Raw genomic sequence first — 22,701 nt, 5'->3', positions numbered from 1 at the left:
GCGCATGATCGAGAACCGTCCCGTCGCGAGGCTGATGGCCCATCTGATGCTGATCATCGGCATCATCATCGTCGCCTTCCCGATTTATTACACCTTTGTCGCCTCGACCATGACCTCGGTAGAGATCATCCGAGCACCGATGTCGCTGCTGCCGGGGGATCATTTCGTCGAGAATTACTCGGGAGCCATGTCCGGCGGTCTCGAGCGGGTCGTCGGCGTGAGCCTCGAGAGGCTCCTGTTCAACACCTTCGTGGTGGCTATGGCGATCGCGGTCGGTAAGATCATCATCTCCTTCCTGTCCGCCTTCGCGATTGTTTTCTTCCGCTTTCCGTTCCGGATGGGTTTCTTCTGGATGATCTTCATCACCTTGATGTTGCCCGTGGAGGTCCGCATCCTGCCGACCTATAAGGTGATCGTCGATCTCGGCCTGCTGGACACCTATGCCGGTTTGACCCTGCCCCTGATGGCGTCTGCGACAGCGACCTTCCTGTTCAGGCAGTTCTTCCTGACGATCCCGGGCGAGATGGTGGAAGCTGCCCGCATCGATAATGCCGGGCCCTTCCGCTTCATGAGGGATATTCTCCTTCCGCTCTCGAAGACGAATATCGCAGCCCTCTTCGTGATCCTCTTCATTTACGGCTGGACGCAGTATCTGTGGCCGCTGCTCGTGACCAACGATGCGAAGATGAACACGATCATCATCGGCCTGCGGCGTCTTGTCGATTTCACCGACGCGTCCACCCCGTGGAACTACGTCATGGTAACCGCGGTGCTCGCCATCATCCCGCCTGTTCTGGTGGTGGTGCTGATGCAGCGTTGGTTCGTCAAAGGTCTTGTGGAGACTGAAAAGTAATGGCCGAAATTGAACTCAACGACGTCCGCAAGGTCTATGCCGGCAATATCGAGGCGATCAAAGGGGTGTCGCTCCATATCGCCGATGGCGAAATGATCGTCCTCGTCGGCCCATCGGGCTGCGGCAAATCCACCCTCTTGAGGATGATCGCAGGGCTGGAAAGCATCTCTTCTGGCGAGATCTCCATCGGCGGGCGGGTGGTCAATCAGCTCGAACCATCGCAGCGCGACATCGCGATGGTGTTTCAGAACTACGCGCTTTATCCGCACATGACGGTGCGGCAGAACCTCGCCTACGGCTTGAAGAACCGCAACACGCCGAAGGACGAGATCGATCGCCGAATTACCGAAGCGGCCAAGGCGCTGGAAATAGAGCAGTACCTCGAGCGCAAGCCTCGGCAGCTGTCCGGCGGTCAGCGTCAGCGTGTCGCCATGGGCCGCGCGATTGTCCGCAAGCCCGCCGCTTTCCTTTTTGACGAGCCGCTGTCAAACCTCGATGCCAAGCTGCGTGTCCAGATGCGGGTTGAGATCCGTCGCCTGCAGCGGTCGCTTGCCACCACGAGCGTTTACGTCACCCACGACCAGATGGAGGCGATGACGCTGGCGGATCGGCTGGTGGTTCTTAACGGGGGGAAGATCGAGCAGGTCGGAACCCCGATCGAGCTCTACGAGCGACCGGCCTCCACCTTCGTTGCGACCTTCATCGGCTCACCGTCAATGAACCTGCTGAAGCGCAAGGCTGTCGAGGGGAGCGGCTGGGCGCTTGCCACTAGCTCCGGGATTGCAGCAAGTGTTGATACGGTTGGCATACGTCCGGAAGACATCGTCATAGCCAATGAAAACGCCCCGGCGGATTTCACAGGCGAGGTCAAGGTCGATGCGGTGGAACTGGTGGGTGCCGAAAGCTACGTCCACGCGTCGCTCGCCGATGGCAGTCCGATCGTGTTCCGCGTTCCCGGCCGCTCGCAGATCGGTTTCGGCGAGACGATCCGTATCGCCGCCGCGCAGCCCAACATCCACATGTTTGATGTGACAGGCAAGCGGCTCGACTAACAGAGGTGCAGCCTCCAAACGCTGGAACGCAGGAAGCCCCCGACGGTGTTCGTCGGGGGCTTCTTCATTTCGACGGATATGGGCGAAGTCTTATTCTTCGTCGCCGTCGCGGTCGGCTTCCGGATCGAAGAAGTCTTCCGGACGAAGGGCATCTTCGTCGACGCCGTAGATGGCATCAGCGGAGGTAAGGGTCTCGCCCTTCGCCTGACGCTCGGCTTCTTCAACCGTACGGGCAACGTTGATCTCGATCTCGATCTCGACTTCCGCGTGCAGCAGCAGGGTTACCTTATGGAGGCCGATGGCCTTGATCGGCAGGCTGAGATCCACCTGGTTGCGGCCGATGTTGAAGCCTTCGGCAGCGAGCGCTTCGATGATGTCGCGAGCGGCGACAGAACCGTAGAGCTGGCCGGTTTCGCCGGCCGAACGAACCATGATGAAGGTCTTGCCCTCAAGCACGTCGGCGACCTTCTGGGCTTCCGACTTGCGCTCGAGATTACGGGCTTCAAGTGTCGAACGCTCGGCTTCGAACCGCTTCTTGTTGGCTTCATTGGCGCGTAGCGCTTTGCCCTGCGGCAGGAGGAAGTTGCGGGCGTAGCCGTCGCGAACCTTGACGGTTTCGCCCATCTGGCCGAGCCGAGCGATACGCTCGAGGAGAATAACGTCCATGAATTTGTCCTTTCGGGTTGGTGTTTAGATGTCGGTATCGGTTTGATCTGATTTCTTCGCCGGCGTCAGCGCGATCGTCCGCCTGGTGTCGGCAAGACCGAGCACAAGGATGAAGAACGCCGGCAGAAGCATGAGCGAGGAAAGATAGGCAAGAACCAGGACCGGCAGGCGCCAGTCCTTTCCCTTGCTGCGGAAGTGCAGGCCGGCAAAGCCTGCCATGAGGAAACCGGCGCCGAAGGTGCCGCAGATGGTCGCGCCAATCATCGCTGGAACGCCATGGAAGAACGTGAGGATAATGCCTGCCAGGAAGATGAAGATCGCGTTGCGGCTCATCCTGAGCGCGGAAGGCATATCTTCCCGGGGGCGCAGCGCGCGGGCGGAACGCGATACCACGCGAGAGGCGATGTAGTAGGCTGCAAACAGCAGCAGGACCCAAAGTCCCCCCTGGATCATCGGCAGCATCAGCACGAACATGGACTTCGTCTGTGCAAGCGCCGCGGGATCGGGCGTCAGCGTGGGATCTTGCCCCTGAAGGGCTTCCGTCATCATGTCGACCATCTGGTTGGTCAGTTCCGGGCCGTAGCCGATGACAACGCCGAGTGCGATGACGGCGAGCGTCACCAGGCCGCAAAGATGCAGCAGGATATCCGAAAGGGGATACCAGGCCAGAAGATCGTCCGGCCCACCGAGTTCGGAGGCGGGGCGAGCCAGATTGGCAAGATGCGACAGCCATCCTGCGGGGAAGAGGGTAAAGGCAAGCATCGTCAGCGCGAAGGGGAGCGACAGGAGGGCGGCCCCGAGCGTCGCGGCCGCGACGATGGCAGTTGCAGCCGCAACGTTGCCCCAGCCAAGGCCGGCGATCAGGATTGGCAAGGCTGAAGCCGCGTAAAGCACCGACGCGAAAGACGGCTGCGACATCGCACCCAGCGCGAGCAGGGTGGCAACAACGCCGGCAAGGATGCCGATCGGCAGCACTGTCTGTTTCGGTGTCTTCACGATCTCGCTGTCCTGCATGGAGCAGTTAGGGGAGGCTGGCCGACCGATGCGTCAGGCGCTTGTCCCCAACATGGGATTTTCTGGTTCCGATCCGCGCCCATCGCGGAAGGGACGACCCGCCGACGGTTCGGCGGGTCCTATTTGTGACTTACGATACGACGTAGGGCAGCAGGCCGAGGAAACGGGCGCGCTTGATGGCCTTGGCCAGTTCGCGCTGCTTCTTCTGGGAGACGGCCGTGATGCGGGACGGAACGATCTTGCCGCGCTCGGAAATGTAGCGCTGCAGGAGACGGACGTCCTTGTAGTCGATCCGCGGTGCGTTCGCGCCCGAGAAGGGGCAGGTCTTGCGACGGCGGTGGAACGGGCGGCGTGCGGGAGCAGAGGATGCTTCAGCCATTGTGTTTTCTCCTTAAGCTCGATTACGCGCGGTCTTCGCGCGGACGGCGCTCGAAGCCACCCTCACGCGGGCCACGGTCGGGACGAGGACCACGATCGCGATCGCCGAAGCTCGGACGGTCGCCATCGCGACGCGGACGGTCGTCACGGTCGCGCTTCTGCATCATCGCGGAAGGGCCTTCTTCGTGCTTCTCGACGGAAACCGTCATGTAGCGAAGGATGTCTTCGTTGATGCGCATCTGGCGTTCCATCTCGTGCACGGCAGCAGCCGGCGCGTCGATGTCCATCAGGGCGTAGTGAGCCTTGCGGTTCTTGTTGATGCGGTAGGTCAGGGACTTGAGGCCCCAGTTTTCTACGCGCCCGACTTTGCCGCCGTTCGCTTCGATGACGCCCTTGTACTGTTCGACGAGGGCATCAACCTGCTGAGCGGAAACATCCTGCCGGGCAAGGAATACGTGTTCGTAAAGAGCCATGTAAGCTTTGCCTTTTTCTTGCGGTTGTGTTCACCCGGTTTCGGCGGCTAAGCCTCAACGACTGCTCCTGATAGGCGAGAAGCCAAGCAAGAAAAGTTGTTTGATCGAGACGGTCGAGAGCGGAGACACGGGAGGCCTGGACCTTGTGGTCCATGCAGCTCGGTTGCCCAAGCCTGCCCTCCGTTCAGCCACCAGCCAGAAGACCGGGTGTTCGAACAGGCGGGCTTATACGCCCATTTTCGATAAAAGCAAGGCTCGTGCGGATCGCTATCTAACGGGTAGAGGCAGAGCGTCTGCCTCACACCTGTACAAGAAGAACCGTGTACCCGGCATATCCCGCCAGCATCGCACCGGCCGCAATCCGGGTGATGCCCATTTTGCTGAACAGAAAACCAGCCAACCCCAAGGTCACCAGGAGCATGATCGGCACGTCGAACCAGCCAAAGCGCTGGTCGACCCCGATGGGATGAAGCAGAGACGTCACACCGAGGATGAACAGGATGTTGAAGATATTCGACCCGACGACATTGCCGATCATGATGTCGGAGTGCCGCTTCATCGCAGACATGATGCCCGTTGCAAGCTCGGGAAGGGATGTGCCAACCGCAACCACGGTAAGTCCGATCACTGCCTCGGATATCCCGAAATAGCGGGCCAGGTTCGTTGCGCCGCGAATAAGCAGTTCTGCGCCGACGAAGAGGGTCGCGAGACCGCCAAGGATGAGCAGCGCTATCATGGCTGGCTTCAGTTTCTTTTGCTGGACGATGTCCTGGCTCAGCGCTTCTGCCCGTGTCTTGCTCATCCTGTAGGTGTAGAGGAGGTAGGTGATCAGAAGTACGACCATCAGCAGACCGGCTAGACGGCCGATTGCTTCGAACTGGACGAGTGCCAGAAGCAGGACGGAAGCACCTACCATCACGAGTGCGTCGTGCCGGACATTGCTGTCCCAGTGCGTGATCGGAAAGATCAACGCGCAAACGCCGATGATCAGGAGAATGTTGGCCGTGTTGGAGCCAATGACGTTGCCAAGCGCAATGTCTGGGGAGCCGGCAAGGGCCGCGCGTATGGAGACCAGGAGCTCAGGCATGGATGTGCCGAAGCCGACGATGACCAGCGAAACGATCAACGTCGGAATGGCGAGCCGCATCGACAGGGCAACCGCTCCCCGCAGGAGCCACTCCGCGCCGAAATAAAGTCCGACCAGTCCGCCTGCGACGAACATTGCATCCAGCACACGAGTCTCCTGTCGTTGTCTTTGTTCCAAATCGCCGTTTCGCAGGTGGGAGCGGAGCCGCGGATTGGTACCCTCCAAGGCATCACATTTCTGTGGGGTGCAGGTCCTCGAGTACATTCTCGTACCTCCGCGCATGAAGCTGCGCGGAGATACGAGCCCCCGAAGTCACATCGGCATGGGATAGCGTCGATGTACCTGGGCGATGTCTTGCAGGATCGGGTCGTCCAGCGTGAGATCTTTGGCGTCGATCGCCGTCTTTAACTGCTCAATGCTGGTCGCCCCGATGATCACTGAAGCCATGAAGGGTCGGGTGAGGCAGAAGGCAATTGCCATTTGGGCAAGATCCAGTCCGTGGCGTGCCGCGACTTCTTTGTAAGCCTTGACTGCCGGTTCCTGCAGCGGCTGCAGGCGACCTCCGAGGTCGGTGTTGATGGTCGCGCGTGATCCCTGCGGTCGAGCACCATCGAGATACTTGCCGGTAAGTATGCCGGCTGCAAGCGGGGAATAGGCAAGCAGGCCGATGTCCTCATGATGGGAAACCTCTGCAAGATCGAGGTCGAACTGTCGGTAAAGCAGGTTGTATTCATTCTGGATCGAGGCGACCCGCGGCAGACCTTTCTCCTCCGCGAGGCGAAGGTACCTCAGTGTACCCCAGGCACTGTCGTTGGACAGCCCCACCGCGCGTACCTTGCCTTCCTTCACGAGGTCGCCGAGGGTAGAGAGGATGTCCTCGATCTCCTGTACTGCCTTGGCACGATCCTGCTGCGATGCATCGAACGTCCAGCATTGGCGGAAGTGGTAGCTGCCGCGGTTGGGCCAGTGGATCTGGTAAAGATCGACATAATCCGTCTGCAGTCGGCTGAGGCTTGCTTCCAGGGCTGCTCGGACACTGGTGGCATCGAGATCACGACCACCGCGGATGTGAGGACGGCCGCTCCCTGCGACCTTTGTTGCCAGCACGATCCGGTCTCGCATGCCGCTCTTCTTCATCCATGCGCCGATGAACTCCTCCGTGCGTCCGTAGGTCTCGGCGCTGACGGGGGTAGTGGGGTAAAGCTCCGCGGTGTCGAAGAAGTTTATGCCCGCGTCAACGGCATGGTCCATCTGCTCGTGCGCTTCGGCTTCGGTGTTCTGCGAGCCCCATGTCATGGTGCCGAGGCAGATTTCCGACACGGAGATGTCTGTGCGGCCTAGTGTCTTGAATTTCATGAAGTCAGTCCTGTTTTGGGAGGTGGGGGAGTTTAGGCAGGATTTTGGGAGGCGCAACTGTTAGCAGCCGGATTGCTGCCGGACTTTGCAGCCCTTCTGTTTCATCGTGCGTCGATCAGCGAAATCATCGGCTCGCTTAGTGGTGGCACCGGAGGTGAGGCGACCCTCTGCCTTGACACCCGCGCCGGGAACGTGAATTGGAAGGCAAAAAACATAGGGAAGGATCTCATCCCATGAGCATTGCATTCACTTTTCCGGGGCAAGGTAGCCAGGCCGTCGGCATGGGCAAGGAATTTGCGGATGCGTTTCCCGAGGCCCGCGCAGTCTTTGAGGAGGTCGACGAGGCGCTCGGGCAAAAGCTGTCCGACATCATGTGGAACGGCCCGGAGGAGACTCTGACGCTGACGGCCAATGCGCAGCCGGCACTCATGGCAGTTTCCATGGCAGCGTTGCGCGTTATGGAGGCCCGCGGCCTAAAGCTCGCCGACAAGGTGTCCTATGTCGCCGGCCATTCCCTGGGAGAATATTCTGCTCTTTGTGCAGCCGGTACGTTTTCGCTCGCCGATACGGCCCGTCTCCTGCGCATCCGCGGGGACGCCATGCAGTCGGCGGTGCCGGTCGGGGAGGGCGCCATGGCCGCTATTATTGGGCTCGAGCACGGCGACGTCACCGCAATCTGTGAAGAGGCAACCAGCGCAGGCGTTTGTCAGATTGCCAACGACAACGGCGGCGGCCAGTTGGTGATCTCCGGTTCCAAGGAGGCCGTGGAGAAAGCCGCGACGCTTGCTACCGAAAAGGGCGCCAAGCGCGCCATCATGCTGCCTGTTTCCGCACCTTTCCACAGCGCCCTGATGGCCCCGGCCGCCGACGCAATGCGACACGCTCTTGCGCAAGTCGAAAAAGACAATCCGGTGGTTCCGGTTGTTGCCAACGTTCGCGCGGCTCCCGTTGCCGACGCTGGCGAGATTGTGGACCTGCTGGTGAGCCAGGTGACTGGCCAGGTCCGTTGGCGCGAGACGGTGGAATGGCTAGGGGCGAACGGCGTCAGGGATCTCTACGAAGTCGGCGCTGGCAAGGTGCTGACCGGTCTTGCGCGCCGCATCGACAAGTCGATATCCGGTACGGCGATCAATACGCCGACCGACATTGAAACAGCACTCACTGCGATTCTCGGCTGACCAACTCCGAAGGGATATGACCATGTTTGATCTGACCGGCCGCAAGGCCTTGGTGACGGGCGCAACTGGCGGGCTCGGCGAAGAGATCGCCCGCCTTCTCCACAAGCAGGGCGCGACGGTCGGCCTGCACGGCACGCGAGTCGAGAAACTGGAGGCGCTTGCTTCTGAACTTGGTGATCGCGCTACGATCTTCCCCGCCAATCTTTCCGACCGCGCAGACGTCAAGGCACTCGGTGAGAAGGCTGAGGCCGATCTGGGAGGCGTCGACATCCTCGTGAACAATGCCGGCATCACAAAAGATGGCTTGTTCGTCCGGATGAGTGACGAGGACTGGGACAATGTCCTGGAAGTTAACCTGACATCCATGTTCCGCCTGACGCGCGAACTCACGCATCCGATGATGCGCCGCCGCTTCGGCCGCATCATCAACATCACGTCGGTCGTTGCTGTCACCGGCAATCCTGGCCAGGCGAACTATTGTGCCTCCAAGGCCGGCATGATCGGCTTTTCCAAATCATTGGCGCAGGAGATCGCGACCCGCAACGTCACCGTAAACTGCATCGCGCCCGGTTTCATCGAAAGTGCAATGACGGGCAAGCTCAACGAAAAGCAGAAGGAAGCGATCCTCGGTGCCATCCCGATGAAGCGGATGGGAGCCGGTGCCGACATTGCTGCTGCCGCCCTTTATCTTGCTTCCAACGAGGCGGGATACGTCACGGGGCAAACGCTGCACGTCAACGGCGGCATGGCGATGATCTGACCAGCACTGTTCCCCCTGGATGCACTCCTCTGTGGGTGCCGGAAGCGGGAACAAATTCTGGCTTTGCGGAACATGGAAAGCATGTTAAGCGGGCCTTGACTGTGACAGTCGCCCCGAAATGCAGGGATCATTGCGCTTTTGCGGCCATGATCGGAACCTGCGGAGGGTGGAACGGGTTTGCCCGCGTAGCCAAAGGTTTAGGCCAGCGCTGGTTTTCAACAGGGTGCGGATGCCATCGCGGCATCCGAAAGATAAAGGTCGAGGAAACCGACATGAGCGATATCGCAGAACGCGTTAAGAAAATTGTTATTGATCACCTCGGCGTAGACGCCGACAAGGTTGTCGAAGGCGCAAGCTTCATCGACGATCTCGGTGCGGACTCGCTCGACACGGTCGAACTGGTCATGGCCTTCGAAGAAGAGTTTGGAGTGGAGATTCCGGACGACGCTGCCGACTCTATCCTCACTGTTGGCGACGCCATCAAGTTCATCGAAAAGGCTCAGGCCTGATTGATCTCAGTCAAGGAATGCCGATCTCGGTAGTTCTTGTAGCGGCCCGCTCGTCCGGGCCGTTTTAGCAACTAAAGCACGACATACAGGGTGGGACGCTGGCGATGAGACGTGTCGTTATCACGGGTACCGGCATGGTATCTCCTCTCGGATGCGGTACGGAAGTGACATGGGAGCGGCTCCTGGCGGGGCAGAATGGCGCTCGCAAAGTCACCGAGTTTGAGGTTGAGGATCTTCCTGCCAAGATCGCATGCCGTATCCCGGTTGGCGATGGCTCCAACGGCACGTTCAACGCTGACGACTGGATGGAGCCGAAGGAGCAGCGGAAGGTCGATCCCTTCATCGTATACGGCATGGCTGCCGCGGACATGGCGCTTAACGATGCTGACTGGCATCCGCAGACCGATGAAGATCAGATCGCAACTGGCGTCTTGATCGGGTCGGGCATCGGCGGTCTGGAGGGCATCGTCGAGGCGGGCTATACCTTGAAGGAAAAGGGGCCGCGACGGATCTCTCCCTTCTTCATCCCCGGTCGCCTTATCAATCTCGTCTCCGGCCAGGTCTCCATTCGCCACAAGCTGCGCGGACCTAATCACTCGGTCGTCACGGCCTGCTCCACCGGTGCCCATGCAATTGGCGATGCCGCTCGCCTGATTGCACTGGGCGACGCGGACGTCATGGTGGCAGGTGGGGCCGAATCGCCGATATCCCGGATCGCACTTGCCGGCTTCGCCGCCTGCAAGGCGCTGTCGACGCAGCACAACGAGGAGCCACAAAAGGCTTCCCGTCCCTATGACCGCGACCGTGATGGCTTCGTGATGGGCGAAGGCGCCGGCATTGTCGTTCTCGAAGAGTTGGAGCATGCGAAGGCCCGCGGTGCCAAGATTTACGCCGAAGTCGTCGGCTATGGCCTTTCCGGCGATGCCTTCCACATCACCGCTCCGTCGGAAGATGGCGATGGTGCATTCCGCTGCATGACAATGGCGTTGAAGCGAGCTGGTCTGTCTGCGGCCGATGTGGATTACATCAACTCCCACGGAACCTCGACGATGGCCGACACGATCGAACTCGGTGCGGTGGAGCGCCTCGTCGGAAACTCCGCATCGAAGATCTCCATGTCTTCCACCAAATCTGCGATCGGTCATCTTCTGGGCGCGGCCGGCGCCGTTGAGGCAATATTCTCGGCTTTGGCAATCCGCGACAATGTCGCGCCCCCGACACTGAACCTCGACAATCCGGACGTGGAGACGGCGATCGATCTCGTGCCGCACAAGGCGCGGTCGCGTGAGATCAACGTGGCGCTGTCGAACTCCTTCGGCTTTGGTGGTACCAACGCCTCCTTGGTCCTGCGCCGCTACGACGCTTGACCATTGCGGGCCTGATGGAGCCGCCCGATTGCAGGGCTCTATCTTCCGAACCTGTTTTTGCCGTATTGCTTGGCCAAGTAGCGGACAGACAACCGTGCTTTTCAGGGGGGCGCAGTGAACAACAACAACCACATGGGTGAAACGGCGCCGGCCGGCGGAAGTGGCCACGGACCGATCATCCCGAAATCTCCGAACGAGGCCCTGAAACCAGAGCGGGTTCCAGAGCCTCCGCGCCGGTCGCGCAACGCCCGTAGCCAGCTCGTGATCTTCCTGAACTTCGTCATGACGATGGTCGTCATTGTCTGCGTCGTGGGGGTTGCAGGCTTCTACTACATGATCTCGACATTTCAGGCAGAGGGACCGCTGGAGGCAAATGCCCACTTCATGGTCCGTCCCGGCAACGGCTTGGCGGAAATCGCCAACAACCTCGAGCGCAACGGCATCATTTCGGACGCTCGTGTGTTCCGCTATGTCAGCGCCACCTATCTGCGCGACGGCCGGACCTTGAAGGCCGGCGAATATGAAGTGAAGGCCGGCGCTTCCATGAAGGAGGTGATGGACCTCCTCGAATCGGGCAAGTCGATCCTCTACTCGGTCGTCTTTCCCGAAGGTCTGACCGTCCGCCAGATGATGCTCCGGCTGGCAGAGGATCCCGTTCTCGAAGGCGATCTACCGGCGGAACTGCCGCCCGAAGGCAGCCTGCGTCCAGATACCTACAAGTTCTCCCGCGGCACGATGCGTGGCGAGATCATCGAACAGATGCGCACGGCGCAGCAGCGGCTGATCGATCAGATCTGGGAAAAGCGAGATCCGGACCTGCCGATCGAGACCAAGGAAGAATTCGTCACCCTTGCCTCCATCGTAGAGAAGGAAACCGGGGTGGACGATGAACGCGCTCATGTCGCTTCCGTTTTCCTCAACCGCCTCGAGAAAGGCATGCGCCTGCAGTCCGATCCGACGATCATCTACGGTCTCTTCGGCGGTGACGGCAAGCCGTCCGATCGGCCGATCTATAAGTCGGATCTGGAGAAGGAAACGCCCTACAACACCTATGTCATCAAGGGCCTGCCGCCGACACCCATCGCCAACCCCGGCCGCGCGGCGCTGGAAGCGGTGGCCAATCCCTGGCGTACGGACGATCTCTATTTCGTTGCTGACGGCACCGGCGGCCACGCCTTCGCCTCCACCCTTGAAGAGCACAATGCGAACGTCCGCCGCTGGCGCAAGCTGGAAGCTGAACGCGCTGATACGGCCGACGCCGAATTGAGCGACGGTCAGCCGGGTGGTGCCGAGGCCGAGAAGCCGGTGAACTGAGGCATTGGGGCGAAGCGGAGCAAGCATGAGTCTGCAGTCGATGACCGGCTTCGCGCGCAGCGAAGCGACCCAAGGGCGTTACCGAATCGTCTGGGAACTGCGATCCGTCAATGGCAAGGGACTTGATGTCCGGATGCGCCTCCCTCAGGGGCTGGAGCATCTTGAAACGGATGTACGTCGGCGGATCTCGAACGCCTTCTCCAGAGGCAATATCCAGGCAAGCCTGAGCGTGAGCCTGACTGAGACAAAACTTGAAGCTGTTGTAAATCATGAGGCGCTGAACGCCGTCCTGGCGCTGCGCTCGCAGCTTGGCGACCTGATCGACCCGGCACCCCTGCGCATGGATACGCTGCTCGGCATTCGCGGCATCGTTGACATTCGGGAAGCGGAAGAGGGCGAGGGCGAAGCGACGGCACGCGATGCAGCAGCCCTTGCGGGCCTGGATGATGCGCTGGGTTCGCTCAAGCTGATGCGTGAGGCCGAGGGCGCCGCACTCGCCCAGCTCTTGGCGCGGCATGTGGAGCGCATTGCGGCGCTGACGTCTGTTGTGGAAAATGACCCTTCTCGCTCTCCAGAGGAGATCGCAAAAAGGCTTGCGCAACAGGTCACCGCTCTCCTGCAGGATGCATCTACACTTGATCCAGCGCGTCTTCATGCGGAGGCAGCGCTGTTAGCCACCAAGGCGGATCTGCGCGAAGAGGTTGATCGCCTTCAGGCCCACGTGTCGGCCGCAATGGACCTGCTGCGCACGGGTGGCCCCATCGGACGACGGCTGGATTTTCTGGCGCAGGAATTTAATCGAGAATCGAATACGATCTGTTCCAAATCGAACTCGGCCGCAGTGACCGCCGCCGGTATCGAGCTTAAAGTCGTCATCGACCAGTTCCGCGAACAGGTCCAGAATCTGGAGTAGACCATGAGCCGCACGGGATCCGTTCCTGCCAAGATCGCCCGCCGTGGGCTCATGCTCGTGCTCTCCTCGCCATCGGGGGCCGGCAAGTCGACGATTGCTCGCAATCTGCTGGAGGACGACCACAGCCTGGAAATCTCCGTGAGCGTGACGACGCGCCAGAAGCGCCCCAGCGAGATTGCCGGCAAGCACTACCATTTCATCTCGGTCCCTCAGTTCGAGCGGATGCGTGACGCTGGAGACCTTCTGGAGTGGGCAGAGGTGCACGGTAATTACTACGGAACCCCACGCGAACCGGTAGAGCAGGCCATGGCCGCGGGTCGCGACATGCTGTTCGATATAGACTGGCAGGGCGCTCTCCAGCTCCAGGAGAAGATGACGGCCGATGTCGTATCGATCTTCGTCCTGCCGCCATCGATGACCGAGCTCCAGTCGCGTCTGCATCGGCGGGCGGAGGACACCGAGGACGTCATCCGAACGCGGCTGCTCAATTCTCGCGCCGAGATCGAGCACTGGCGAGAGTACGACTATGTCATCGTCAATGACGACCTGGACGAAGCCTTCGGTTACGTGAGTTGTATCGTCAAGGCCGAACGTATCCGCCGCGACCGCAGGCACGGTCTCTTTGACTTCGTTCAGGATCTTCTGACGGAAGAGCCGAAGCTTTAGAGCCGTTCCAGGTCTTGAAAATACCTTGTTGCGCCGAAGCGCCTGCCTAGGTGGCGGACCGCCGTAGCGCGCGCCCCAGGGGGTGCCATCCGTAAACGGCCACGAGGAGTACCCCCAGAGCCGCAATCCAGAATGGCGCGACCAGAGCCGTGTCATGGGGCAGCGGACCGTCCAGGAAACCTACGATCAATCCCGACAGCAGCAGCCCGATCGGCATCATGCCCCACGCGACGAGCCGGTAGATGCTGTTCACCCGGCCCAAAAGATCGTTGGGTATCGTTCTCTGGCGGGTGGAGACGGAAACCGCGTTCCAGACCAGCCCGGTGAACTCGAAGAAGGCCAAAGTCGCGGCCAGAGACAATGCGCCCGGTGAAAGCGCGATCCCAGCAAACGCGGGTGCGGAGGCAAGCAGCATCCATTGTGCGGTTGCGGCTGGCCCAAGCTTTCGCACGATGCGGTCGGCCGTCAGCCCTCCCGCGATCCCTCCCACAGCGCCCGCCGCCAGCACCAGGCCATAGGTTGAGGGAGAAAGCCCCAGGTTATCTTGCACATGAAGGATAAGGGCGATCATGACCATCTGGAAAAACAGGTTCCAGGCGCCCGTCAGCCAGGCCAATAGACGCAAGAGCGGCGCCTCCCGCAGGAAGGCGAGTCCCTCTCCCAATTCCCGCCGCCAGTCCCGGGTATGTCGCATGGCTGCCCGATAGCTTCCTGCGATGGCGGCGACGACGGCAGCGGCAAGCCCGTACAGAGCCGCATTTATGGCGAAGGGCAGCGGCAGCGCTACAGCGATCAAGGCCGCGCCAAGAGGCGGACCCACCAACGCGTTGCCAACCAGCTCAGCGCTCCAGAGCTTCCCGTTTGCAGACTCCAACTGCTCATGGGGCACGAGCGCTGGCAACATCGTCTGTGCAGCGTTGTCCCGGAACACCTCCGCGGTTCCTACCGTCAGAGCAGACAGGGTCAGGAGGCTGAAAACGAGGAGCGACGATACGCCCGTGCCAGGTGGTTCGAGTGGGATATGCAGGTAAAGGACCAAGGCTGCCGCGCCGAAGGCAAATGCCCTCAACAAGTCCATCCGTAGGATCAGGCTGCGCCTGTCCATTCGGTCTGCGATGATACCCGCTGGGACGGCGAAGAGCGCCCATGGCAGACGGAGAGCGACGGCTATCGTGGCGATCAACAGGGGCTCACGGGTGAGGAGGGATGCGGTCCAGGCCCAGGCGATTGTCGCCACGCCATCGCCCAGGTTGGTCAGCCCACTGGCGGCAATGAAGTGAGACAGGGTCTGGGGACGGCGGCCTGTTTGAGAATCCATGTGCCTCGATCTGCTCCCGGTCCCGACCAGTCTATCCAGAGCACCCTGAACGGGTTTTCGTCAAGTGCGACTGTTCTGGGACGACCGGCGGCGGCAAATCTCATTCAAAGGCTGTTTGCCAGCCTGACGAATTCGCCGACAGACAAGGTTTCGGCCCGTCTGGAGGAATCGATGCCCGCTCTGGCCAGCAAGGCCTCGCCGCCAAGTGGCTTCAGGCTCTGGCGAAGCATCTTGCGGCGCTGGCCAAAGGCGGCCTGCGTCACTTTCTCAAGCTTGCTGACATCACAAGCGAGAGGCTCTGGCCTTGGCGTCAGGTGTACGATCGTCGAGGTGACTTTGGGCGGCGGCGTGAACGCTTGCGGGGGGACGTCGAAAACCATGTGTGCGCGCGTCCGCCAGCCGGCAAGAACGCCAAGGCGGCCATAGTGGTCGTCATCTTCGTTCGCAACGATCCGTTGCCCGACCTCCTTCTGGAACATCAGTGTCAGCGAATCCCAGAATGGAGGCCACTGGCCAGGAAGCAGCCAGTTGACCAGCAACTGCGTCCCGACGTTATAGGGCAGGTTGGCGATGATCTTGACTGGCCCCTCTGGAACGAGTGCAGCGAAGTCCACCTTCAGCGCATCCCCCTCGATAACCTCCAATCTGCCGGGGTAGTGATCGCCGATGTCGGCAAGCGCGGGGAGGCAACGGGGATCCCGCTCGATCGCAACAAGCTTCCTCGCGCCAAGAGAGAGGATCGCCCTGGTCAGACCGCCGGGACCTGGGCCGACCTCGATGACCGTTGCATCTTCAAGTGCTCCGGCGGTGCGGGCGATCTTCTGCGTCAGGTTGAGGTCAAGCAGAAAATTCTGCCCCAGCGCCTTCCTTGCATCGAGCCCGTAGCGCTGGATGACCTCGCGCAGCGGGGGCAGACCGTCCAGTGTGCCCATTACCCGGCTGCCTGCGCAGACGTCCCTGCCAGTTGCGCCGCAAGCTTCAGCGCTTCGACAAGACTTGTTTCACGCGCCAGCCCTTGCCCCGCGATGCCGAACGCCGTGCCATGGTCCGGGGAGGTCCGGATGAAGGGCAAGCCGAGCGTGACGTTGACCGAGGTGTCAAAGCCGAGCGCCTTGGCCGGAATCAGCGCCTGGTCGTGATACATGCAGATGGCAACGTCGTAGCGGGCGCGCGCTTCGTCATGGAACATGGTGTCGGCGGGAAGGGGTCCAAAGGCGTTGATGCCCTCCTTGCGGAGTCTGCCGATCGCCGGATGAATGATGTCGCGATCCTCCAGCCCGATTGCGCCCTCTTCGCCGGCGTGCGGGTTGAGCCCGGCGACCGCCAGCCGCGGCTGAAGGATGCCGAAGCGCTCTTTAAGATCAAGGTGCGCGATCCGGCACGTCGTAACGATCAGGTCCTCGGTCAGTGCTGCCGCAACCGCTCCGATCGGGATGTGGATCGTGACCGGGATAGCACGGAGCTTCGGACCCGCCAGCATCATGACGGGTGTTGCCGCCTGGCCCATGGCCCGTCTGGCGAGATCCGCCAGAAACTCCGTATGACCTGGAAAAGCGAAGCCTGCTTCATAGAGGATCGACTTGGCGATGGGGTTGGTCACCACCCCCTCTGTTTCCCCCTGCAGCGTCAGGGCCACGGCCTTCTCGATAGCGGAGATAGTGCCTTGAGCCGTTGCCACATGCGGTTCGCCCGCTGCAATTTCGGCACCCGCAGGCACAGGGTGGACGGGCAGGGCGTCCCCGAAGTTTTCGCAGGCTCTTGCCGGCTCCACCTCCCGAATAGGAACGTTCAGCCCGAGCAAGTGCGCGCGCGCAGCCAAGATCGAGGGGTCACCCAGGTAGATGAACGGAGGAATGCCGTTTACCTCACGCTTGAACCAGGCCGCCAAGGCAATATCTGGTCCGACACCGGCGGGATCGCCCTGGGTGAGGGCAAGCGGGCGATCAAGCGGCATTCCAACTCCTTTTAGCGGTATTCGATCTGCGCCTTCGAGCGCAACTCGTCCATATACTTCTTTTCGTTCGGGTTTGCCTCACCGGACTTCTGCTTGCCCAGATCCTCCGCGCGAAAGACCACTTCGGCGGCGAAATCGTCCGATACCTGGCGCTGGTTGCAGATCGCCAGGTACTCGATCCCGCGCTCCGTTGCACGAACCCCCGTCGTCGTGCCGGATGCCTTTTCAACCAACGGCTTCCAGTCTTCTGGCAGTTCCGGTGCAAGCACACGCCCTAGATCGCGCACCGAAACGTCGAGCATCGTTGCAGCAAACTGTTTCGCCTGCTCGCAGCCCGGGAACTTGGAGCGCGAGGCTTCCGCCTCCGCCTTGCGCTTGCCGAGAATGGCGTTGCGTTTGGAATCCGGAACCACGAAAATGATCTGCTTGAGGAAATACTCGGTGGTCACCGGCTTTTCCTTGTTTTCCATCATCCGCTTCACGAGGTCTTCGGAGGACATGCGTCCACGGCTGCCGTAGCGCGCGTTGACGAGGCGCGGCCAACTCATCTGGACGGCGATATATTCCTTGAAGTGATCGGCACCGACCCCCGCCTGCGACAGGATCTGAGTCAACTGCTGCGGCGACAGCTTGTTGCTTGAAGCAAAGCGGGCAAAGGCCTGATCCACATCGTCGGTGCTGACCGACATCTTGACCCGAGCGATCTCTTGGCGCTTCAGCGCTTCCTCGACCAGCTGCTCGCGGGCGGTTTTCGTATCCGCCTTCTGGCGCTGCAGGCGCAGGAAGGCGGCGCGGCGGGCCACGTCGCTGCTGGTTATGGGGGCGCTGTTGACGACGGCGGCGATTTCACTCGCCGCTTGCGCAGGCGCAAATGAAGGTTCGATCGCCACGGAAGCGGCAAGGGCCGCCACTGCGACGAGTATCCGGCGTGTCGCTATCATTGCCGACATGATATCCGTCCTTTCACGCGGCTGCCACCTTCGGCAGCCGGCTCTCCCAAATCTACAACAGAGCCGCCCGGTTGCACAATTCATGCGGCGAAACGATGGCTGGCGGCTTAAGATCAGTTGCCAATGGCAATGTCACCGAGAGTCCGGAATTCCAGCCGGGCACTAACAGTCCAGTCGTTGGCATCCGTGCTTGCCGGCTTGTCCGCATAGGCGAGCGTAAAGATGGTGCACTCGTCCGCGTAGGTGACCCCGATACCGCGACGGATGACCTCCTGGTCGTCCAGATCCCACGTGGCGGAGGTTGCCAGCGACCAGTTCTCGTTGATGCGGAAGCGGCTAGCCGATTGCAGCAGGTCCGTATCCGTATCAGAGCCATATTCTGGCTGCGCTTCGATCTGGGTATAGGCAAGCGAGCCGCTGATGCGCGCGGTGGTATAGCTCAGTTGAGCGTCTGTCCGCTCGACCTCAAAGGTGTCATTGTCGAAACGCGCGCCGGCGCTGATGCCGAAGCCTGCGAGGTCCACACCCGCCATGCCGACAAAATCGGAGACGTCTGTCTCCAGCCCGGAGTTGGCTCCTGCATTGACCAGATCATCCGTCGCAAAGGAGTTCGTCCCACCAAGATGATAGCTTTGGCCGAAGAGGCCGCGCAGGCCGACCCCATTGTCGAACGAGCCCGTGTAACGCACACCGACATTGGCACGCGTTCCGCCCTCGATACGATCGAAGCCTGAGAACTTGTCGCGCTCGAACAGAGTGGTCGCGTCAAACACGAAGCTCTGCGCGTCCTCGTTCGGCAGCCCGCCCGCGTGCTGTTCGTTGGGACGCACGAAGACCTGAGCGATGGGCTCGATGATGTGGCTGCTGCTTTCCGTCGAGATCAGGAACGGGTAGCGCGCTTCAAGCCCTGCCGTCAGCATGTAGCGGCCATAGCCGCCAGAATCCCTCAGGTCGTAGCTGTAGGAATCACCGTCCGAGGTGAAGGATGGATCCGACATGGTGTGCCGAACAGCGTCGCCTCGCGCCGCGAGGATCGGAGTCAGCAACAGACCGCCGGACGTGGTGAACGTGCGTTTCCACTCAGCCTCTGTTGTGAAACGGCTGTAGCTGCCGTCTAGGCCGGGGTAGCGGTCGCTCGTGCCCACGAGTTCAAAGTCGTCCTCTCGGCGCGACAGGTTGGTAAGATTGCTGGTGATCGACAACTGGCCGCCGGCAACGGGCTCAGGCGCGATATACTGATAATCGAGCGACGGATAAACGATCGCCTGCTCTTGCTCGCGCCGGTCGACGCCTTCCTTGTCCTGAATGTCGAAATAGATGGCACGCAGATCGAAATAGTTGCGATCGCCCAGTCCGGTCAGGTACACCTCGTTGCGGAACACATTGTCGCTGACGCCCGTAAGCGAATAGGTTCGCGAGAAGTTGTTATCGTTCTGGACCATGACGTCCCAGCCGAACGTCCACCGGGGATTGATCTCGAACCGTGCTTCTGAAGCGGCCATCAAGCGGGTGTTGGCCGCCCGGTCGCTTGTTCCGGCATCGAATGCTCCCGGGTCCCGCTGATTGATCCCGGCAAAACGGAACGTGTGTTGCCCGTTCTCGAATCGGTTGCGGATCTCACCCTGCAACAGCAGGCCTTGTCCCGTATAAAGGGTCGGGCTCAGCGTCGCATCCATGTGCGGCGCAAAGACGTGGTAGTAGGGGACCGTCAGGCCAAAGCCCAGGTTGTCGTCCAGGCTCATCCGCGGAAACAGGAAGCCCGACTTGCGTTCGACCGTGTGATCCGGAACCTCCAGGAACGGCAGGAAGCCAATCGGCATTCCAAAGAGTTCGAAGCGGGCGTTCTCGAGGCGAATCGTTTTTGTCTGTCCGTTCTGGATGACGCGTTGTGCCTTCACCTGCCAGAGCGGCGCCTTGCCAGGCTTTTCAGCGCAGGGGAGGCAGGCCGTGTACACGCCGTTGTTGAGGACCATGAGGTCCCCCGGAAGCCGCTCGGCGCTCTCCGCGGCCAGCCTCGTATTGTCGGTCGTCTCCACCCGCAGGGCGTTCAGGAAGCCTTGCCCGAAATCGTCTGTGACATCGAGTTCATCAGCATAGATGCGGTTGCCGTCCGGCTCGACGAGTTCGATGTTGCCAACGGCTGATACTCGACCCGTCTGCTGGTCATACTCGACCCGTTGAGCAACCATCCGGTAGCGGTTGTAGTAAATCTGCACGCCACCCGTGGCGGTGACGCGTTGGGCGTCTTGGTTGTAGACGAGCTCGTTCGCGCGCAGCAGCATCTTGGCATCGTCGGCCACTGCGGGCGCGAATGCCGGATCCTGTGCATGTGCTACCAGCGGATGCATGGCATTCAAGCACACAGCCGCGCTTGCCAGCAGGACCGTGAGGCGCCGTCTGATATGTCCGCGGTTGTTGGCCGCCACTAGCCATCCTCCTGATGAAGCAGAATCGTCGCGCCAAGAGCTGTCGCAACAATCACCGGTACCCACACCGCCACGAAGGGCGGCACGGCGCCGCTGCTCCCGAATGCTTTTACGAGAACCGTGACGACATAAAGCACGAACCCGGAAACGATTCCACCCAGAATCACCGTGCGCGATTGTGCGAAGCGACTGAATTTCAACGAGACTGTTGCAGCAATGAGAGTCATTGCTACCAGAAGCAGCGGAAGAGAAAGCAGCGAATGGAACTGTGTCTCCAGCGCCTTTGTGGGGAGGCCGAAGGAGCGACCAACCTCGATCTTTCGAGAAAGATCATAAAATGCAACAGTTTCTGGCTGAGAAAGGCTCTCCTGCAGGTATTCCTGTCTCAGATTGGTACTCACGCGGACGCTCTCGACGCGACTGGGAATGTCGCCCGGCCGATTCTCCAGCACATCGTTAAGAAGCCAGTAACCATCTTCCAACTTGGCGGTGGAAGCATCCTGTCGGAGGATCACGCGCCCGTCGCTGTCGAAATGGAAAACGACAACATCGATCAGCTCCGTACCCTCGGCCCGGTAGCTTTTCGCGCCTATGATCGCATCGTTGCCGTCAGAAGTCTGCCGGATCCAGGGGAGAAAGTCCGAGCCGGTCGAGCGGCCACTTGCCTCACGCCAGCCCGCTTCCATCGAGAGCGATTCGCGTTGCCCCCAGGCCGCCAGCGGACTGATCACCAGCATGCCGAACACGCCGATCAGGAAGGCGCCGGTGGCAAAGGGCATGATGAATTGCCAGACAGAGACGCCTGCCGCGCGTGTCACAACCAGCTCGTAGCGCCGGTTGAGGGCGATCAGTGCGGTCATGCCGATGAAGAGTGTCAGCGTCGGGATCGTTTGCTGGAAGATGAAGGGGATCCGCATGGCGGTGAACAGGAGCGCTGCGGGGACGGTATAACCCTCGAGACTCGCCATGCGACGGCTCGTCTCGCTGAAGTCGGCGAGGAAGATGATTCCGCTGACGCCGAGAAAGAACCAGATGGCGGTGGCCATGTAGCGGCGGAAGAAGTAGCGGCCAAGCGTGCTGAAGATCATTGGCCTCCTCCAGCGGCGGTGCGACCGGTCCAGCGCTGACGGATGCCCCGCAACAAGGCATCGAGCAGATTGGAGGCAGCGCGCGGCATCCTGAATCGCTTGTGAGTGGCGAGCATATAGCTGCACAATCCGATGGTCGCCGCCGGCAGAAGATATATCAGGATGGTGTAGGCCTCATCCTGCTTCACCAGGTTCTTCAGCGAAAAACCGAGCCAACGAAGGGCAAAGGCCAAGGCAAGCGCGATGATCATCGGATGAACGCGGGCCTGCCTGTGCGAACGGCTATCGCCTGCGATGACCAGAGAAACCAAAGCGAACATCAGTGGGAAGAGCCAGTCGGTCAGTCTGGCATGAAGCTCGGACCGATAGCTCCCGGGAGAACTCTTTACATGGCGATCGTTCGGATCCGGGTTGAGCAAGAAGGCAAGGTCGCGATCGCCGGCATTGAGCGAGGGACCATCTTCCGAAGCAGTCATCGCCGACAGATCGAACGCGTAAGAGGCAAACTTGATGATTGAAATTCGTCCATCCGCCGTCTTCCGATGCACCTCCCCGTCCCGCATGGTCAGCGAGGTCCCGCTCTCGTCGATCGAGCCCTCTCGGGAATAATAGATAAGGTCGAAGGCCGGGTCCCGATAATCGACAACAAACAAGCCTCTCAGGACACGGCCCGAATGCCGCTCCGATATTTGCACGTAGAGGTCGTCTTCGATGCTGCGAAACGTTTTCTCCTCGATCACCGAGGAGAGGAGGTCAGCATAGGCGGAGGCCACCATCTGTCTTGCGGCGACGCGTGCCGGAGGTTCGACGAAATTCGCTACGGTAAAGGAGAAGATGCTGAGAAAGGCCGCCAGCAGCAGAACGGGGCGGTAAATGATAGAGCGAGACGATCCCGCTGCATCGATGACAGGCAGCTCCGAATCATTGTTCATCGCCGTCAAGGTCTGGGTGATGCCGATAGCCAGGGCGAACGGCAAAACCACCGGGATGATCGTCGGGAGGATGAAGGTCGCGAGCAGCATAAAGGAGCCCATCGACTGTCCCGTATCCGTCACCAGGTTGATGCGCCCGAGCACTTGGATGGTCCAGATGATGGTGAGCACCGGCAGGAGCGACACCAGGAACATCTGAAGGATCCTGCGCAATATGTAGATTTCGAGGAGCTTCATACGGTCCCGTCGCTGCGATCCGGTTCACCCCGCAAATCGGGCAACCGCGGTTCATCTAAGTCATCGTTGAGCCTATTGCGAAGCCTTTGCGTCACAATTTGCAATGCATCCTGTTTTTTACCCCGGACTGTGCCATTTGGAAAAGTGCCGCGACAGACCGCCACCTCGACCGTGTCCGCAGCGGACGTCCTAAGGTTTCAAGCTTTCGCC

Annotated in this window: 22 protein-coding genes; 9 read left to right on the top strand and 13 right to left on the bottom strand. The window is 60.6% G+C overall.

What is annotated here, in order from left to right:
* Positions 1–4 precede the first annotated feature (4 nt).
* Positions 5–853, top strand: coding sequence for a sn-glycerol-3-phosphate ABC transporter permease UgpE (gene ugpE / locus LXM96_RS17355; protein WP_239999823.1), 849 nt, complete (start codon positions 5–7; stop codon positions 851–853).
* The gene (locus tag LXM96_RS17350; RefSeq protein ID WP_239999822.1) at positions 853–1,905 is read left to right on the top strand and encodes a sn-glycerol-3-phosphate import ATP-binding protein UgpC; all 1,053 of its coding nucleotides are present in this window, start codon (positions 853–855) and stop codon (positions 1,903–1,905) included. The genes ugpE and LXM96_RS17350 overlap by 1 nt, the downstream gene beginning before the upstream one ends.
* Before the next feature lie 90 nt (positions 1,906–1,995).
* Here LXM96_RS17350 and rplI read toward each other — a convergent pair whose 3' ends face one another.
* The 6 genes from rplI to LXM96_RS17320 form a co-directional block, all read right to left on the bottom strand.
* Positions 1,996–2,571, bottom strand: coding sequence for a 50S ribosomal protein L9 (gene rplI, locus LXM96_RS17345; RefSeq protein ID WP_239999821.1), 576 nt, complete (start codon positions 2,569–2,571; stop codon positions 1,996–1,998).
* A 24-nt stretch (positions 2,572–2,595) separates the two neighbouring features.
* Positions 2,596–3,585, bottom strand: coding sequence for a DUF2232 domain-containing protein (locus LXM96_RS17340; RefSeq protein ID WP_239999820.1), 990 nt, complete (start codon positions 3,583–3,585; stop codon positions 2,596–2,598).
* Positions 3,586–3,715: 130 nt separating this feature from the next.
* Positions 3,716–3,964, bottom strand: coding sequence for a 30S ribosomal protein S18 (rpsR, locus tag LXM96_RS17335; RefSeq protein ID WP_239999819.1), 249 nt, complete (start codon positions 3,962–3,964; stop codon positions 3,716–3,718).
* A 22-nt stretch (positions 3,965–3,986) separates the two neighbouring features.
* Positions 3,987–4,436, bottom strand: coding sequence for a 30S ribosomal protein S6 (gene rpsF, locus LXM96_RS17330; protein WP_239999818.1), 450 nt, complete (start codon positions 4,434–4,436; stop codon positions 3,987–3,989).
* A 298-nt stretch (positions 4,437–4,734) separates the two neighbouring features.
* Positions 4,735–5,670: a calcium/sodium antiporter gene (locus tag LXM96_RS17325; protein ID WP_239999817.1), complete on the bottom strand. Its 936-nt coding sequence runs from the start codon at positions 5,668–5,670 to the stop codon at positions 4,735–4,737.
* A gap of 165 nt (positions 5,671–5,835) precedes the next feature.
* A complete protein-coding gene (locus LXM96_RS17320; RefSeq protein WP_239999816.1) occupies positions 5,836–6,879 on the bottom strand; it encodes an aldo/keto reductase in 1,044 nt (347 codons plus the stop codon).
* A gap of 233 nt (positions 6,880–7,112) precedes the next feature.
* Between LXM96_RS17320 and fabD the strand changes: the two genes are divergently transcribed.
* The 7 genes from fabD (at position 7,113) to gmk (ending at position 13,586) form a co-directional block, all read left to right on the top strand.
* Positions 7,113–8,057, top strand: coding sequence for an ACP S-malonyltransferase (fabD, locus tag LXM96_RS17315; RefSeq protein WP_239999815.1), 945 nt, complete (start codon positions 7,113–7,115; stop codon positions 8,055–8,057).
* Positions 8,058–8,079: 22 nt separating this feature from the next.
* Positions 8,080–8,817, top strand: coding sequence for a 3-oxoacyl-[acyl-carrier-protein] reductase (gene fabG / locus LXM96_RS17310; protein ID WP_239999814.1), 738 nt, complete (start codon positions 8,080–8,082; stop codon positions 8,815–8,817).
* Positions 8,818–9,089: 272 nt separating this feature from the next.
* Positions 9,090–9,326: an acyl carrier protein gene (locus LXM96_RS17305; RefSeq protein WP_029618457.1), complete on the top strand. Its 237-nt coding sequence runs from the start codon at positions 9,090–9,092 to the stop codon at positions 9,324–9,326.
* Positions 9,327–9,430: 104 nt separating this feature from the next.
* On the top strand, positions 9,431–10,693 hold the full coding sequence (fabF, locus tag LXM96_RS17300; protein WP_239999813.1) for a beta-ketoacyl-ACP synthase II: 1,263 nt from the start codon (positions 9,431–9,433) through the stop codon (positions 10,691–10,693).
* A 132-nt stretch (positions 10,694–10,825) separates the two neighbouring features.
* Positions 10,826–12,007, top strand: coding sequence for an endolytic transglycosylase MltG (gene mltG / locus LXM96_RS17295; protein ID WP_239999897.1), 1,182 nt, complete (start codon positions 10,826–10,828; stop codon positions 12,005–12,007).
* Between the two features lie 25 nt (positions 12,008–12,032).
* Positions 12,033–12,920, top strand: coding sequence for a YicC/YloC family endoribonuclease (locus tag LXM96_RS17290; protein WP_239999812.1), 888 nt, complete (start codon positions 12,033–12,035; stop codon positions 12,918–12,920).
* 3 nt (positions 12,921–12,923) lie between these two features.
* The gene (gene gmk / locus LXM96_RS17285) at positions 12,924–13,586 is read left to right on the top strand and encodes a guanylate kinase (RefSeq protein WP_239999811.1); all 663 of its coding nucleotides are present in this window, start codon (positions 12,924–12,926) and stop codon (positions 13,584–13,586) included.
* Positions 13,587–13,632: 46 nt separating this feature from the next.
* On the opposite strand, the gene LXM96_RS17280 is transcribed toward gmk, so the two are convergent.
* The 7 genes from LXM96_RS17280 to LXM96_RS17250 all read right to left on the bottom strand — a co-directional run bounded on the left by LXM96_RS17280 (position 13,633) and on the right by LXM96_RS17250 (position 22,491).
* Positions 13,633–14,904, bottom strand: coding sequence for an MFS transporter (locus LXM96_RS17280; protein WP_239999810.1), 1,272 nt, complete (start codon positions 14,902–14,904; stop codon positions 13,633–13,635).
* A gap of 104 nt (positions 14,905–15,008) precedes the next feature.
* Positions 15,009–15,836, bottom strand: a complete 828-nt coding sequence (gene rsmA, locus LXM96_RS17275) for a 16S rRNA (adenine(1518)-N(6)/adenine(1519)-N(6))-dimethyltransferase RsmA (protein WP_239999809.1) — start codon at positions 15,834–15,836, stop codon at positions 15,009–15,011.
* Positions 15,836–16,858, bottom strand: a complete 1,023-nt coding sequence (gene pdxA, locus LXM96_RS17270; RefSeq protein ID WP_239999808.1) for a 4-hydroxythreonine-4-phosphate dehydrogenase PdxA — start codon at positions 16,856–16,858, stop codon at positions 15,836–15,838. Before pdxA ends, rsmA begins: the two co-directional genes overlap by 1 nt.
* An 11-nt stretch (positions 16,859–16,869) precedes the next feature.
* Entirely contained in the window at positions 16,870–17,808 is a 939-nt protein-coding gene (locus LXM96_RS17265) for a SurA N-terminal domain-containing protein (RefSeq protein WP_394801988.1), read from the bottom strand.
* 113 nt (positions 17,809–17,921) lie between these two features.
* Positions 17,922–20,234 (bottom strand): LPS-assembly protein LptD, encoded by a 2,313-nt coding sequence (locus tag LXM96_RS17260; protein WP_239999807.1) that lies wholly within the window; start codon positions 20,232–20,234, stop codon positions 17,922–17,924.
* The gene (gene lptG / locus LXM96_RS17255) at positions 20,234–21,322 is read right to left on the bottom strand and encodes an LPS export ABC transporter permease LptG (protein WP_239999806.1); all 1,089 of its coding nucleotides are present in this window, start codon (positions 21,320–21,322) and stop codon (positions 20,234–20,236) included. Before lptG ends, LXM96_RS17260 begins: the two co-directional genes overlap by 1 nt.
* Positions 21,319–22,491 carry an LptF/LptG family permease gene (locus tag LXM96_RS17250; protein ID WP_239999805.1) on the bottom strand — a complete coding sequence of 391 codons (1,173 nt, stop codon included), beginning with the start codon at positions 22,489–22,491 and terminating at the stop codon, positions 21,319–21,321. The genes lptG and LXM96_RS17250 overlap by 4 nt, the downstream gene beginning before the upstream one ends.
* Positions 22,492–22,701 lie beyond the last annotated feature (210 nt).

This window comes from Rhizobium halophilum, from assembly GCF_021648825.1.
Lineage (GTDB): Bacteria > Pseudomonadota > Alphaproteobacteria > Rhizobiales > Rhizobiaceae > Neorhizobium > Neorhizobium halophilum.
This window is presented reverse-complemented; position numbering and strand designations above follow the sequence as displayed.